Source organism: Tepidibacter hydrothermalis (assembly GCF_029542625.1).
GTDB classification, from domain to species: Bacteria; Bacillota; Clostridia; order Peptostreptococcales; family Peptostreptococcaceae; genus Tepidibacter_A; species Tepidibacter_A hydrothermalis.
Genome location: NZ_CP120733.1, coordinates 1,898,374 through 1,912,213 on the forward strand (window position 1 = coordinate 1,898,374; position 13,840 = coordinate 1,912,213).

The following is a 13,840-nucleotide window of genomic DNA, read 5'->3' on the forward strand; positions in this document are numbered from 1 at the left end:
TCTCCTCCTATTTTATATATTCCATTATATCAGAAACTACTTCTTCTATGTTTTTACTAGTAGTATCTATTTCTACAGCATCGTCAGCTTTAATAAGTGGAGCAAATGATCTTTTTGAGTCTATATCATCTCTATTTTTAATATCATTAACTATATCATCTAAATTTATCTTATGTCCTTTTGCTTTTAATTCCACATACCTTCTTCTTGCTCTTTCATTTATGCCAGCCGTTAAGTAGAACTTAAGATTTGCATCTTTAAATACATAACTTCCAATATCTCTACCATCCATTATTACAGAATATCTTTTACCCATTTTTCTTTGAAGCTCTACCATTATCTCTCTTATTTCTTTTATTTGTGCAACTTTTGAAACATTTCCACTTACACTTAAAGTTCTTATTTCTTCATTTACAATTTCATTATCTAAATATATATTATTGTCTTTAAAGTCTATCTGAGTTTTTTTAGCCATTTCTATCAAAGCTTCTTCATCATTAATATCAATTCCATCTCTTATAGCTTTATATGTAATAGCTCTATACATCGCTCCTGTGTCTATATAGTTTATATCTAATTTATTTGATACTATCTTTGCAATGGTACTTTTCCCTGCCCCTGCTGGTCCATCTATCGCTATAACCATATTATTCATTAGATTCACTCCTTATACTTAAATCTGTTCTTAATTTTTTTGCCTCATTCAAATAAATATGAACTATTTTGTCTTTTTCTGTATCTGTATTTACATGCATCAATACTCTTATACATTTACCTAAACTATTTTTTATATACTTTTCTTCAAAATTCAAAAGAGGTATATCATTAAGACCTAATAATTCTCTTACAGCAACCGATGCATATACTTCATCTAAATCCCTTGTCATAGTAAAGATAATACTAACTATATTTTCTTCTTGTAAATTATTCATATCTATTATTTTTTGTATTAATATTTTTGTTTCATTCAATATACACAATTTTTCATTTTTTTCTACAGTAGTCGCGCCTCTTATCGCTAATGTCTTCATTTTATCACCATCGCAAATCAATATTATATCAAATTTTATACACTTATACCAGCTAGATAGCCCGTTGAAAAGGCAATTTGAAGATTATATCCTCCAGTTAAACCTTCTATATCAATAACTTTTCCAGCATAATAAAGATCTTTTATAACCTTCGATTCCATAGTAGATGAATCAATAGATTTAACACTTATTCCTCCTGAAGTAACTATAGATTCATTTATACTTTTCGTTCCACTACAATTCAATTTTAATTCTTTTATACTCTCTACTATCTTATTTTCTTCTTCTTTTGTTAAATTATTTGGCTTTTTATCAATATTCAAATATTCTAATAAATGTTTTGTAAAATTAACCGGAAGAATTTCTTTTAAATTATTATATATACTTTTATTATTATTCTTTCTTATAATTTTACGTACTTCATTTTTTGTAACCGTTGGAACAAAGTCAAAATTCAATTCAATATTTCCATCTTTTAAATATTTATTTATATAAGAAGATAAGTTAAGTATAACAGGTCCAGTTAGTCCAAAGTGTGCAAATAAAATATCACCATCCATACTTATCTTTTTATTCTTAAAGTATTTTGCAGATACCTTTACATTTTTTAATGAAATTCCTTGCAAATTCCTTATCCAATCTTCATTAAACACAAGAGGGACTAAAGCAGGATATATTTTAGTTATATTCTCTCCATGTTTTTTGAGTATACTATGAATTTTACCATCAGATCCTGTTTTAGGATAAGAATGTCCACCAGTAGCAATTATTACTTTGTCAGCTTTTACTATAGATTCATCGTCCAAAATCACACCTTTAATTTCTTCGTCTTCAACAATAATATCTATAAGTGTTTTTTCGTACATTATCTTTACTCCAACTTCATCCATCTCATCCTGTAAAGTTTTTATTATTATATCAGATCTGTCGTTTTCAGGATAAACCTTAAAATCTTCTTCTATTTTAAATTCAATACCACGTTCTTTAAAAAACTCTAAAAGATCTAAGTTAGTAAAAGTATACAAGCTACTATATAAAAATTTAGGATTTTTTATTATTTTTTCTAAAAAATCTTCTATTTCCCTCATATTAGTTATATTACATCTTCCGCCACCTGTTATTTTTAATTTTTTTCCTACTTCCTTATTTTTTTCTATTAATATTACTTCATTATTTTTAGCTGCTACTATTGCAGACATCATACCTGCAGGTCCTCCACCAATTACAATAACTTTACTCATATTTTTCACCTTCCAAATGACTTGTGTCATTAGTCTTTATTATTACAGGCCCATAATTTCTAAATTCTACTATATTCAAAGCTGTATTGTCCTGTTTTATTCTATATATATTTGATAATTCACTTTCTAGCAAGCTTAATAATAATACTTTTATGGACATTCCATGAGATACTAACACTATATTAGAATTTTCATGCTTTTCATTTAATTCATTTACGCAATTTAACAATCTTTGTTTTAATTTGTACAAATTTTCTGCCTCAGGTATTAAAGCATTATGGGGCTCATTTCTCCAAACAGTATAAATATCAGAATAGTCTTTTTTTATTTCTTCAATAGTAAGACCTTCCCACTTTCCAAAATTTATTTCTCTAAGATCTTCTCTATATTCTATCTTTTTACTTAAAGTATTAGAAATCATCTCAGAAGTTTGAATCGTTCTACCTAGGTCACTACTATATATATAATCTATATCGTAGTTTGAAAGTTTTTTGGCAAGTCTTTGAGCTTGTTTAATCCCATTTTCAGTTAGTTTTGAATCTCCATGACCTTGAGTTCTACCATCTATATTCCAAAAAGTCTCTCCATGTCTTACTATAAAAAATCTATTCATACAAATCCTCCTATTATCTATTATAATTCCAACTAAATATTATATAATAAATCTCTCCAAAATAAAAAGAAATAGGAAAATTTCCTATTTCTCGTCATAGACATGGTACTCTTTCCATATAGTTTCTAATTTATCAAAATACTCTTTTATTTCTTCTTTTTTTCTCATACCTATAGCAACTATTATTGCATTTGCAACACTTAAAGGTGCAACCAAAGAATCAACAAATGATGCCATGTTGCTCTTAACCGGAATAATTTCTTCAGATATAGACGCAACAGGTGCAAGTATACTATCTGTTAATGATATTATGCTAGCTCCTTGTTCTTTTGCATAATTCGCCAATTCAAATGTTCTTTTTGAATATCTTGGAAAACTTATAGCTATTACTAGATCATCCTCTGTAACTTTAAGAATTTGCTCAAATACATCGCTTATCCCATAACTTACTATATTTACATTATCTAAAATTATATTTAAATAAAAACCTAAATATTCCGATATAGCAGCAGAACTTCTAAGACCTACTATATATATTTTTTTTGCTTTTAATATTTTGTTTATACCTTTTTGAAAACTTTCCTCATCTAATTCTTCTATAGTTGTTTTTATATTTTCTATATCAGATTTTAATACTTTTTTAAGTATAGTCCAATCATTAGAATACTCTTTAGACATTTCTACTCGTTGGACAGTTGTAAGCTTTGTCTTTATAAGCTCTTGTAGTGATTTTTGAAGTTTAGGATATCCATCAAATCCTAATGCGTTAGCAAATCTAACTACAGTAGACTCACTTACACCTACTTTTTCACCTAACTTACCAGCAGTCATAAAAGCCGCTTTGTCATAGTTTGCAAGTATAAACTGAGCAATAAGTTTTTGTCCTTTACTTAATTTTGGGAACTGTTCTTTTATAATGACAATTAAATCTTTAGTTTCTTCCATATAAAATTTAACTCCTATTTTGATATATTTTTTATCAACATTTTCCCTTCATTAAAAGCTTTTATATTTAACTCTTCACTTCCTTGAGGTACTCTTGCCAATATCGCCTGTTTTAAACTTTCGTCTTTGATATCCTCAATAAGTTCTTTAATAGCGCCTAATGCAACTATGTTTGAAACCATTTGTTTTCCTATTTTTTCTTTAGCTGTATTTATTATAGGTATCTTATAACAAAAGTCGGTATATATATTATCCCCTATATTGACGCAAGAATCAACTAGCAATATAGATTTTTTCTTTATATTTTTTGCATATTTGTCAAAAGATTTTTGTGTTAGACATAAAAGTAAATCTGGGCTATTAACTTTTGGATAATTTATATCGTTATCACTTATTATAACTTCTGATTTACTAGCACCCCCTCTAGCCTCTGGTCCATATGATTGACTTTGAACTGCATTAAATCCATTTTTTATAACACTTTCAGCTAATATTATACCAGCAAGTATCAATCCTTGCCCTCCAGATCCAGTTAATCTCAATTCCTTTTTCATATAGACATCTCCTTTTTAAACATATCTATAATTTTAAAATATTCTTCTATATATTCAGGTTCCTTGACATCTTTAAATTCTCCCATAAATATCTTGTTTTTCACATCATCTTTACTTAACTTATCTTTAGCTGATATATCAATAAATTTATGTTTCATTTCTTTTATCAAGTCAACCGCACTACCTTTTTTATTTTTTCTTCCATAATAAGTAGGACAAGCACTTACCCCCTCTACTAAAGAGAACCCTTTATGTTTTATACCTTTTTTAACATATTCAACCATTTTGTTCACATGGTATACAGTTGATCTAGCTACATAAGTAGCTCCTGCACCTGATGCTAGTTGACAAATGTCAAATGCTTTGTCTATATTTCCATAAGGTGCTGTAGTACCTTTTTCTTTATTTGGAGTAGTAGGAGAATATTGTCCACCTGTCATTCCGTATATATTATTATTGAATATAATAGTAGTTATATCTATGTTTCTTCTACATGCATGTATCAAATGATTTCCACCAATAGCACTGGCATCCCCATCTCCAGATATAACTATAACCTTTAAATCAGGATTTGCAACCTTAAGACCAGTTGCAAATGCGATTGCTCTTCCATGTGTTGTATGTAAAGTATTAAAATCCATATATCCTGCTGCTCTTGATGAGCACCCTATACCAGATACTATACACACTTTATCTTTATCTAAATTAGATTCTTCTATGGCAACAGCTATGGCTCTCATCAATATTCCATGCCCACATCCTGGACACCAAATATGTGGAAGTCTATCTACTCTAAAATTATTTTTTATTATTCTGCTAGGCATTTTCCCAATACCCCCTTTACGTAATCATTTATGTGTTCAGGAGTTATAATTTCTCCATTAGCTTTATTAATCCCATAAATATTACAATCCGTTTTAACTAACCTCTCTACTTCTTGTCTTATTTGACCCAAATTCATCTCTGGAACAAATATCATATTTTTATCTTTGCTTACTTGTTTTATCTTTTCTTCTGGAAATGGCCATATTGTTTTTAAAACAAACATGCCTGCTTTTATTCCTTCATTTCTGAGATTGTTAACTGCTTCTTTAGTGGATCTTGCCATACATCCAAATGTCACAAATAATATATCAGAATCTTCAATTAGATATTCTTCATATATTAATATATCGTCTAGGTTTGAGTTTATTTTCCCCATTAATCTATTTAGTAGTCTTTCAGCTTCACTAGTACTATTAACCGGAAATCCTGTTTCATCATGTACAAGTCCTGTTACATTATATCTATATCCCTCTCCAAAATTAGCCATTGCAGGAACTAAATCTTCAGTATATTCATATGCTTTATACTCATCAGATTCTACTTGAGGTTTTTTTCTATCTATTACAAGCATATCTCCTTCATTTGGAACTATTACTTTTTCTCTCATGTGTGCTATAACTTCATCCATTAACAATATTACAGGAGTTCTGTATTTTTCTGAAAAATTAAAAGCTTTTACAGTTAGTTCAAACGTTTCACTAACACTAGTTGGTGATAACGCTATTATGGGATGATCTGCATGAGTTCCCCATCTCGCCTGCATTACATCTCCTTGTGATGGACTAGTTGGAAGTCCAGTACTAGGTCCACCTCTTTGTACATTTACTATTACACATGGTATTTCTGTAATACATGCGTATCCTATATTTTCTTGTTTTAGTGAAAATCCTGGACCACTTGTTGCTGTCATTGATTTTAATCCCCCTAATGATCCACCAATAACAGCTGCCATGCTCGCTATTTCATCTTCCATTTGTATAAATTTACCTCCAATTTTAGGAAGCATTGCAGACGATAATTCCGCTATCTCAGTTGATGGAGTTATTGGATATCCTGCAAAAAATTTCATGCCTGCATATATAGCCCCCTGTACACATGCCTCATTACCTTGAAGAAATTTTATATTATTGTGCATACGATTCATCCCCCTTACACATAGATTCTTCTAAGTATATTGCATAGTCAGGACATCTCATTTCACATAATCCACATTTTATACATTTATCTTCTTGAGTTATACTAACCTTGTCATCGATTATATGCAAAATTTTTTTAGGACAAAATTCTACGCATATTCCGCAGCCCTTGCACCAATCATATTTTATAACTATATGTTTATCATCCCCTGGCATTTTTTTACCCCCAATGCATTTTAGAATTTTTATTAACTTCATGTTATCAAACTTTTCGAGATTTTGCAATTTAAATTTCATTTTTACTTTTTTATCCTTCATTTTGAAATTATTCTTTCTTTATTCTAAAAATTCCAAACGTGTATATTCCAATATTTTACATGTTTTCCTTCTTCATTTTACCCAATAAAAAAATAACCCTTATATATAAGGGTTATTTTCTAATCAACTTTTTTTTCTACCAATATAAGTTGAGGAGGGTTATTTTTTTGATTTTTAAAACTACATTTTAAGACATCAAAATTCTTTTGTTCTAAGTTGAACAATAAATCTTCTATAGCTTCTTTTTCTTCTACACCACCATCGTGTCCTAAATATATACAAATACTTAGTATTCCATTTTTTTTCAAAAGATCAAGTGATTTTTTTAATGCTGCAATAGTTGTATCTGCTTTAGTTTTTATATTGTGATCTAATTTAGGTAAATAACCTAAATTGAAAAATATAGAATCTACTTTTTCATTTATGTATTTATCCATATTTTCATGCCCATCTAATATCAACGTAACATTATTGAATAATTTTTCTTTTTCCAATCTTTTTTTAGTATTTTCTATAGCTTCTTTTTGTATATCAAAACCATAAACTTTACCAGTATTCCCTACCTTTTCAGCTAAATATTGTGTATCATATCCGTTACCAACAGTAGCATCTATCACTACACAACCTTCTTTAATTATGTCTTTATTTATTAATTTAGTTAAATCAGTTACATTAGTTAAATATTTAGATCTCATTTTTTTCTCCTAACCTTCCTTGTTACTTTTGCAAGGATTTTTAAAAAAGTCTGCAAGTTTTAAATATAAATATTCATTTTCATTTATATCTATTTCTAATAAAAAATCTCTATTCTCTAATTCCTTAAACCCTATATTCCTATAAAAATTTATTGGATCGCATTTTTTAACCATAAATATATTTATTCCATTAAGATCTGCCATATTTAATAAAGATTTTATAAGGCCATCTTTTAGAACTCCCTCTAATGTCTTATCGAGTATATTGATTGTACTTAAAAAAGCTACATTATTTTTAATTTCATACCCTGCAAATCCTAAAAGTTTTTCATTTTCATATGCACACAATATATTTTGTTTTATTTTGCTGTAGTCTACATTCTCTTCATCTAGAATACTTTTAATACTAATTTCACTTTTTTCATACATTTTACAAATGCTTATCATTATTTCCACCTCTAATTATAAAGATTTTAAATAATTTATTTCCTTTTGAGTTAAGTGTCTATATTCTCCTACTTTAAGATTTCCAAGTTGTATATTTCCTATAGCTGCTCTTTTTAAAGATAAAACAGGATGGCCTATGGCTTTACACATTTTTCTTACTTGTCTATTTTTGCCTTCATGTATTTTAATTTCACACATACTTTGTTTTTCCTCTTTTTTTATAATTTTGAATTCTGCTGGTGCAGTTGTATAATCGTCTATTTTTAATCCAGATTCAAATTGTTTTATTTTTATTTTATCAGGTACTAATTTAAGTCTCGCTAAGTAAGTTTTAACAATCTCATGCTTAGGATGAGTAAGCCTATATGTAAGATCTCCATCATTGGTTAATATTAAAAGTCCAGATGTTTCATAGTCAAGTCTTCCTATTGGATATATCCTTTCATCAATATCTTTAACCAAATCTAATACTGTTTTTCTATTAAACTGATCTTTTACAGTTGTAACGTATCCTTCTGGCTTATTTATAAGTATATATACATTTTTTTGTTCTAAGTTTATTATTTTGCCATTAACTTCTACAATATCTTGATTTTCATCAACACTTATCCCTAATTCTTCTATTATTTTTCCATTAACTTTTACTTTTTTATTTTGTATTAACTCATCGGATTTTCTTCTCGATGCCACTCCACATAATGCCATATATTTATTCAATCTCATAGTAATTCTCCTTTTCTCATTCGTTACTAAAGTATAACTTTTTTATAATTTTTATGATATATTAAAAAAATTTATCTTTCTATTAATAAAGACTTTTTCATTATATAGTTATATATGTTTTTTTTCTATAGATTTTAATCAATTTATATTGTTAAAGCCTTGATATAATGTTAAAATACCTCTTATATCATATATTTCAAATGTCAAAGTTATTTCGTAGGAGGTTTATCATGGTTTCAAGATATAGAACTAAACATATAATTTTTTTACTACTAATATCATTTATTTTGTTCAAATTTGTAAATAACCCAGAATTTTTTATCCAAAAATTCGAATCCGTGTTAGCTTTAATAAATCCTTTCATTTGGGCTGTTTGTATTGCATATCTTCTCAACCCCATAATGACTTATTTTGAAAGAAGATTTAATATGAGAAGATCTTTTAGTATAATGTTAATTTATTTTTTATTAATAAGCATTATAAATTTTACCATTACTATACTATCTCCTAAAATAATAGATAGTATAAATGATTTATCCAAAGATCTTCCAGGATATATGACGACAGCTCAGCAATGGATAAATGAAAATATCATAAAATCTAAATTGCTTGAATACAGCAATCCATTTTTAAAAGAAAATTTAAAAGACATAATAAATGAAGTATTAAGTTTTTTAAATATTACATCTAGTAATTTAGTGACTCAAGCTATTAATATTACTTCTAATTTATTTAATGCTATACTGGGAGTTATAATTTCCATTTATCTTTTAAAGGACAAAGAAAATCTTATATACAATATAAAAAGACTTCTATATGCACTTTTAGGAAAATTCAAATCAGATAAAGTTGCAGATTTCTTTAAGATAGTAAATAAGATTTTTTCTCAATACATAATAGGAAAAGCTATAGATTCTTTAATAATAGGTATTATATGTTTTATTGGTTTATTAATGCTTAAAGTACCTTACGCACTTTTAATCAGTATAATAATATGTGTATCTAATATGATTCCTTACTTTGGTCCATTTATAGGAGCTGTTCCTGCTATACTTATTACTTTAATAAATAATCCCATACAAGCTATTTGGGTAGCTTTATTTATATTATTACTTCAGCAATTTGATGGTCTTTATCTTGGACCTAAGATACTGGGAGATAAAGTAGGTCTTAATCCTTTATGGATTATAGTTGCTGTTATATTAGGTGGGGGACTATTTGGTATTGCAGGTATGTTTTTAGGAGTTCCTGCAATGGCTATTATAAAGATACAACTTGAAAAATTTATAAATATAAAACTAAAAGATAAGAGCATAATATAACAAAATCAAAAGAAGTATGTCATTTTTAAAATTAATTTTTAAAATGACATACTTCTTTTTTATAATTTCCGTTACAAATTTCAAAAAATTTACATTCAAAATCTTTATAATAAGATTTTTTTATACAAAAAAGTAAAAAACTTCAAATATATAATTTGTTCCATTGGTTAAATTAATATAAAGTGAAACTTGATTCAGATGAAATTTTAACTTTAAATGAATTTATAGTTTCGCAAGTAATCTTTGAATAAACTAATCTAGAAGCTATACAGTTCTTATCATAAACATTGCTTTAACTTATATAGATCTATTAGCTTCTCAATCAAGTATATTTTAAAAGGAGGTAAATCAATGTATAGACATACTAAAAACAAATCATGTAATGATAGATTAGAATTTGCTGATGAATTGAATCTACCTAATTCTCAACATCCAAAACAAACAGGCTCTGTAAGCCAAAATACAAGTAAACCACTACCTAAAAAGTATAAAAAAAAGTAAATAAATAAAAAATGGGCTATTAGAACAAGCCCATTTTTATTTCTACAAAGTAAATTATAACTCCAATAACTAGAGCTGGTATTGTAGTTATAATAGTTGCCCATAATGATGACTTTTTATCTATAGCCAAAAGTGGAAATAAAGCATCTCCATCCTGCGATATCGCATTTGAAACTAACGCTGCAAAAGGAACCATTCCTCTTGTAAATAAAGTTACAAAAATAACCTGAGGACCACAACCTGGTATTAATCCAACCAAAGCTCCTACTATAACAGCTAATAAGCCTTGAGACACCATAATATTAGTAAGTATAAGTTCACCTGAAGCATAGTTTCCATTACCTATTATAAATATAGATATTTCATATATTAAATATGCAACATATACCCAAGTCGATACAAATGCAGTTTCTTGAGCATTATGTATCAAAGTTTCTTTTAAAGACATTCTTTTAAGTTCTTCTTCCTCGTGTGTATCATCTTGCAAAAACTTATTACTCATTATCATCATTATTATAGATATAACTGTACCTATTATACCAATGATCTTACCTAAATTTTTTATGCCTAAAGTATTTACATCTATTTGAAAAAGTAACATAACTCCTAAAATAAAACCTACGAATATAAAACCCCAATATATATAAAAACCACTATGAGTTATTTTATAACCTATACTATTAATATTCTGATGCCCTTTAGCATTATGATGAAGAGCTATGTCAATTTCATCACCTTCCTCATGTCCAATATGCATATAATTAATACTCATATTTTGAACTGTATGATCAGATTCCTCATTTATCTTTTTAATTTCTTGATTTGGTAATTTAGTAATATTTTTTATAAGTTTTTCTCCTACTTTATAATAATCCACTATATATCCTGTTATTACGGCTACTATAAAAGATATTGCACTAACTACTATATACTGTATTGGCAGTGTTGATATTATTACAAAAGCAGAATCCCCCATAGTTGCTATCAGAGTTGCTATTATAGTCCCATAACTAACCTTTCCTTTAACGAATAGAGGCATTATAAATATTGCCCCTCCACACCCAGGAGTTAATCCCAGTAAAGCACCTAATATAGGCTGTATTTTTTTTGACTTTTCTATACTTTCTACAAATTTTCCAGATTTCTTATAGTTTATATATCCGAATAAAAGCAGTACTACTCCTACGAATACACTAACTTGTAAAAATGCATTTTCAGCACTAGCTAAAATTATATTTAATATCTCTCTTATCATATATTTTCCCTTCTCCTTTCTATATTTTATATAATACCCTTTAATTTATATTTTAAAATTTTTATTCATTTGTTTTTAATTGATATTGATTATTATTTTCAATTATATCATATTAATTTAATTTTGAACATATATTTAAAAATTTAAATATTGTATCAATTTTAATTTTTATATCATAAATTAATACAAGAAAGGAGGGAAATGCATGTTTTTTTATAATCGACAACAACCACCCGGACCTCCACCATCATATACACCTAAAAAACCAAGTACAGGTCCGGGGCTAAAAATGGTAGATCCAGGCGCTATCAGATTCTGTCGTTATAAATTCACTTATATATGGCTTGAAAATGGACGAAGCTTCTGGACATGGCTAGTATTTGTAGGTCCTACCTCTGTAGCTGGCTTTAGATGGATGAGAGGCGGTTGGAGATTCTGGGGAACAGATATTAGAAATATAGATAGTTTTTCATGCTAAAAAATACCAGTCAAAAGACTGGTATTTTTTAATATAGCAAATTTTAAATTACATATTTTTAGCTTTTTTAGTACATTCTCTCATACCTTTTATAACAGCTGTTCTAAATCCGTACTCTTCTAAAGTAGCAACAGCCTCTATAGTAGTACCTCCAGGTGAGCATACCATATCTTTAAGTTCTCCAGGATGTTTTCCAGTTTCAAGAACCATTTTTGCAGATCCTAAAACTGCTTGAGCTGCCATTTTATAAGCTTTATTTCTAGGCATACCATCTGCTACTGCAGCATCTGCCATAGCCTCAATAAACATGAATACATATGCTGGAGAAGATCCACTAGTTGATATAAAAACCTCCATCAGCTTTTCATCTATAATTTCTATTTTACCAAAGCTTTTAAATATATTAACTACTTCTTCAACCTCTTCTTTTGATATATTTTTATTAGGACATATACCTGTCATACCCTCACCAACAAGAGCTGGTGTATTAGGCATAGTTCTAACCATTTTTATATCTTTTCCAAATGCACCTTCTACATCTTTAATAGTTTTTCCAGCTGCTATACTAACTATAACAACATCTTCTTTAACAAAATCCTTTATATCATCAATTACAGAATTGTATACATTTGGCTTTACAGACAATACTATAATATCTGAAGTTTTTGCTACTTCTTTATTATCCATTGTAGTATTAACTCCATATTCACTTGAAGCAATATCTAAACTACCCTTATATCCATCAGCAACAATTACATTTTCAGGCTTTAATAACCCAGATTTAACTACTCCACCAATCATTGCTCGTCCCATATTTCCACATCCTATAAAACCTATTACTTTATTCATCTTAAACCTCCTAAAATTTTAATCTATGCTAACTCTCTATCCTTAGTTTCTGTATTTTTAGATGCAGTCATAAACATACTTACACAAGTATAGAAAATAACTCCTATTACTAACCATTTTAAAGTTTCCATTGGTAATGATTTTACTATATATGCTGCAATTATAACTCCTATTACACCACCAATTGTAATTCCCATAGACGCTTTTCTATCATAAGCCCCTTCTTTAACAAATTTAGCTGATGCAACTGGCATTAAAAAAGCACAAGATCCCATCATTATAGGGAATGCTACCTTTGCAGACATTCCAAGTAAATATACTAAAGCCATACAAGGAGCATACAAACCTATACCAGCAGTCATTAATGCTCCTAATATAAAGTTTCCAATTATACCTATAACTAATTTGATTCCTGTTAACCCAATAGCGTCTCCACCACCAGGCATCCATCCCATCTTACCTGCAAGCATAAGAAATCCTGTTATAAACAAAGCAAATGCCATAGTAAACTGAATTTTCTTTTCAGAAAATCTAGAAATTATAGCAGCTCCTACCCAAGCTCCAACTGTTGCAGCTGCAAGCATACTGATTAATGTAACAGCGTCTACTTCTATAACTGTCATAAATATGAATGCCTCAGTTATAACAGACGTTGTATGAGAAACATTTAATGTCCCTGGGAGAGTTCTATCATTAGTTTGCTTAAACCCTCTTAGTAATGCAGTTGTTGGAGCAAATGCTCCAATTCCTAGAGTATCGAAAAAATCAGTTATAAAACCAATTGAAATAAGTTTTGTCCATGAATTATTCTCCAAATTATTTTTATTTTTCATGAAATCTTTAAAAAATACAAAAATAAACCATGCTCCAAATACTCCTAAAATACCTAAAAGTGCTTTAATCATTA

Annotated in this window: 18 protein-coding genes; 3 read left to right on the forward strand and 15 right to left on the reverse strand. The window is 28.4% G+C overall.

Translation table 11 applies throughout. The annotated features are described in order from the left end of the window. Nucleotides 1-7: 7 nt before the first annotated feature. From cmk to P4S50_RS08715, 12 genes are all read right to left on the reverse strand, one after another. Nucleotides 8-655 carry a (d)CMP kinase gene (gene cmk, locus P4S50_RS08660; RefSeq protein ID WP_277734428.1) on the reverse strand — a complete coding sequence of 216 codons (648 nt, stop codon included), beginning with the start codon at nt 653-655 and terminating at the stop codon, nt 8-10. Next, entirely contained in the window at nt 648-1,031 is a 384-nt protein-coding gene (gene aroH / locus P4S50_RS08665; protein WP_277734430.1) for a chorismate mutase, read from the reverse strand. Before aroH ends, cmk begins: the two co-directional genes overlap by 8 nt. A 35-nt stretch (nt 1,032-1,066) precedes the next feature. Next, the gene (locus P4S50_RS08670) at nt 1,067-2,272 is read right to left on the reverse strand and encodes a BaiN/RdsA family NAD(P)/FAD-dependent oxidoreductase (protein ID WP_277734432.1); all 1,206 of its coding nucleotides are present in this window, start codon (nt 2,270-2,272) and stop codon (nt 1,067-1,069) included. Continuing rightward, on the reverse strand, nt 2,265-2,885 hold the full coding sequence (locus tag P4S50_RS08675; RefSeq protein WP_277734434.1) for a histidine phosphatase family protein: 621 nt from the start codon (nt 2,883-2,885) through the stop codon (nt 2,265-2,267). The genes P4S50_RS08670 and P4S50_RS08675 overlap by 8 nt, the downstream gene beginning before the upstream one ends. Before the next feature lie 84 nt (nt 2,886-2,969). Continuing rightward, the gene (locus P4S50_RS08680; RefSeq protein ID WP_277734435.1) at nt 2,970-3,830 is read right to left on the reverse strand and encodes a MurR/RpiR family transcriptional regulator; all 861 of its coding nucleotides are present in this window, start codon (nt 3,828-3,830) and stop codon (nt 2,970-2,972) included. 14 nt (nt 3,831-3,844) lie between these two features. Continuing rightward, nucleotides 3,845-4,384, reverse strand: coding sequence for a 2-oxoacid:acceptor oxidoreductase family protein (locus P4S50_RS08685; RefSeq protein WP_277734436.1), 540 nt, complete (start codon nt 4,382-4,384; stop codon nt 3,845-3,847). Continuing rightward, nucleotides 4,381-5,208: a 2-oxoacid:ferredoxin oxidoreductase subunit beta gene (locus tag P4S50_RS08690; protein WP_277734438.1), complete on the reverse strand. Its 828-nt coding sequence runs from the start codon at nt 5,206-5,208 to the stop codon at nt 4,381-4,383. The genes P4S50_RS08685 and P4S50_RS08690 overlap by 4 nt, the downstream gene beginning before the upstream one ends. Beyond that, nucleotides 5,193-6,344: a 2-oxoacid:acceptor oxidoreductase subunit alpha gene (locus tag P4S50_RS08695; protein WP_277734440.1), complete on the reverse strand. Its 1,152-nt coding sequence runs from the start codon at nt 6,342-6,344 to the stop codon at nt 5,193-5,195. Before P4S50_RS08695 ends, P4S50_RS08690 begins: the two co-directional genes overlap by 16 nt. Further along, complete coding sequence (locus P4S50_RS08700) at nt 6,334-6,561, reverse strand: indolepyruvate ferredoxin oxidoreductase subunit alpha (RefSeq protein ID WP_277734442.1); 228 nt, start codon at nt 6,559-6,561, stop codon at nt 6,334-6,336. The genes P4S50_RS08695 and P4S50_RS08700 overlap by 11 nt, the downstream gene beginning before the upstream one ends. A gap of 221 nt (nt 6,562-6,782) precedes the next feature. Beyond that, nucleotides 6,783-7,358: a tRNA 5-(aminomethyl)-2-thiouridylate-methyltransferase MnmM gene (gene mnmM / locus P4S50_RS08705; RefSeq protein ID WP_277734443.1), complete on the reverse strand. Its 576-nt coding sequence runs from the start codon at nt 7,356-7,358 to the stop codon at nt 6,783-6,785. Between the two features lie 9 nt (nt 7,359-7,367). Continuing rightward, nucleotides 7,368-7,805 (reverse strand): hypothetical protein, encoded by a 438-nt coding sequence (locus tag P4S50_RS08710; RefSeq protein WP_277734444.1) that lies wholly within the window; start codon nt 7,803-7,805, stop codon nt 7,368-7,370. A gap of 15 nt (nt 7,806-7,820) precedes the next feature. Continuing rightward, nucleotides 7,821-8,528, reverse strand: a complete 708-nt coding sequence (locus P4S50_RS08715; RefSeq protein WP_277734445.1) for a pseudouridine synthase — start codon at nt 8,526-8,528, stop codon at nt 7,821-7,823. A 230-nt stretch (nt 8,529-8,758) separates the two neighbouring features. On the opposite strand from P4S50_RS08715, the gene P4S50_RS08720 reads away from it, so the two are divergent. Both P4S50_RS08720 and P4S50_RS08725 read left to right on the forward strand, forming a co-directional pair. Continuing rightward, complete coding sequence (locus tag P4S50_RS08720; protein WP_277734446.1) at nt 8,759-9,850, forward strand: AI-2E family transporter; 1,092 nt, start codon at nt 8,759-8,761, stop codon at nt 9,848-9,850. Nucleotides 9,851-10,201: 351 nt separating this feature from the next. After that, nucleotides 10,202-10,351 carry a hypothetical protein gene (locus tag P4S50_RS08725; protein ID WP_277734447.1) on the forward strand — a complete coding sequence of 50 codons (150 nt, stop codon included), beginning with the start codon at nt 10,202-10,204 and terminating at the stop codon, nt 10,349-10,351. A gap of 19 nt (nt 10,352-10,370) precedes the next feature. On the opposite strand, the gene P4S50_RS08730 is transcribed toward P4S50_RS08725, so the two are convergent. Then, the gene (locus P4S50_RS08730) at nt 10,371-11,606 is read right to left on the reverse strand and encodes a putative manganese transporter (RefSeq protein WP_277734448.1); all 1,236 of its coding nucleotides are present in this window, start codon (nt 11,604-11,606) and stop codon (nt 10,371-10,373) included. 205 nt (nt 11,607-11,811) lie between these two features. Between P4S50_RS08730 and P4S50_RS08735 the strand changes: the two genes are divergently transcribed. Further along, complete coding sequence (locus P4S50_RS08735; RefSeq protein WP_277734450.1) at nt 11,812-12,084, forward strand: hypothetical protein; 273 nt, start codon at nt 11,812-11,814, stop codon at nt 12,082-12,084. Nucleotides 12,085-12,132: 48 nt separating this feature from the next. Here the strand turns inward: P4S50_RS08735 and proC are convergent, their stop codons facing one another. Continuing rightward, the gene (gene proC / locus P4S50_RS08740) at nt 12,133-12,933 is read right to left on the reverse strand and encodes a pyrroline-5-carboxylate reductase (protein WP_277734452.1); all 801 of its coding nucleotides are present in this window, start codon (nt 12,931-12,933) and stop codon (nt 12,133-12,135) included. A 23-nt stretch (nt 12,934-12,956) separates the two neighbouring features. Further along, entirely contained in the window at nt 12,957-13,838 is an 882-nt protein-coding gene (locus tag P4S50_RS08745) for a sulfite exporter TauE/SafE family protein (RefSeq protein WP_277734453.1), read from the reverse strand. Nucleotides 13,839-13,840: the final 2 nt, after the last annotated feature.

Excerpts from the sequence above, each read along its gene's own strand:
- P4S50_RS08745 (WP_277734453.1), bottom strand. The coding sequence starts at position 13,838 with ATGATTAAAGCACTTTTAGGTATTTTAGGAGTATTTGGAGCATGGTTT.
- P4S50_RS08725 (WP_277734447.1), top strand. The coding sequence starts at position 10,202 with ATGTATAGACATACTAAAAACAAATCATGTAATGATAGATTAGAATTT.
- proC (WP_277734452.1), bottom strand. The coding sequence starts at position 12,933 with ATGAATAAAGTAATAGGTTTTATAGGATGTGGAAATATGGGACGAGCA.
- P4S50_RS08710 (WP_277734444.1), bottom strand. The coding sequence starts at position 7,805 with ATGATAAGCATTTGTAAAATGTATGAAAAAAGTGAAATTAGTATTAAA.
- mnmM (WP_277734443.1), bottom strand. The coding sequence starts at position 7,358 with ATGAGATCTAAATATTTAACTAATGTAACTGATTTAACTAAATTAATA.
- P4S50_RS08730 (WP_277734448.1), bottom strand. The coding sequence starts at position 11,606 with ATGATAAGAGAGATATTAAATATAATTTTAGCTAGTGCTGAAAATGCA.
- cmk (WP_277734428.1), bottom strand. The coding sequence starts at position 655 with ATGAATAATATGGTTATAGCGATAGATGGACCAGCAGGGGCAGGGAAA.
- P4S50_RS08735 (WP_277734450.1), top strand. The coding sequence starts at position 11,812 with ATGTTTTTTTATAATCGACAACAACCACCCGGACCTCCACCATCATAT.
- aroH (WP_277734430.1), bottom strand. The coding sequence starts at position 1,031 with ATGAAGACATTAGCGATAAGAGGCGCGACTACTGTAGAAAAAAATGAA.
- P4S50_RS08670 (WP_277734432.1), bottom strand. The coding sequence starts at position 2,272 with ATGAGTAAAGTTATTGTAATTGGTGGAGGACCTGCAGGTATGATGTCT.
- P4S50_RS08690 (WP_277734438.1), bottom strand. The coding sequence starts at position 5,208 with ATGCCTAGCAGAATAATAAAAAATAATTTTAGAGTAGATAGACTTCCA.
- P4S50_RS08695 (WP_277734440.1), bottom strand. The coding sequence starts at position 6,344 with ATGCACAATAATATAAAATTTCTTCAAGGTAATGAGGCATGTGTACAG.
- P4S50_RS08700 (WP_277734442.1), bottom strand. The coding sequence starts at position 6,561 with ATGCCAGGGGATGATAAACATATAGTTATAAAATATGATTGGTGCAAG.
- P4S50_RS08685 (WP_277734436.1), bottom strand. The coding sequence starts at position 4,384 with ATGAAAAAGGAATTGAGATTAACTGGATCTGGAGGGCAAGGATTGATA.
- P4S50_RS08675 (WP_277734434.1), bottom strand. The coding sequence starts at position 2,885 with ATGAATAGATTTTTTATAGTAAGACATGGAGAGACTTTTTGGAATATA.
- P4S50_RS08720 (WP_277734446.1), top strand. The coding sequence starts at position 8,759 with ATGGTTTCAAGATATAGAACTAAACATATAATTTTTTTACTACTAATA.
- P4S50_RS08715 (WP_277734445.1), bottom strand. The coding sequence starts at position 8,528 with ATGAGATTGAATAAATATATGGCATTATGTGGAGTGGCATCGAGAAGA.
- P4S50_RS08680 (WP_277734435.1), bottom strand. The coding sequence starts at position 3,830 with ATGGAAGAAACTAAAGATTTAATTGTCATTATAAAAGAACAGTTCCCA.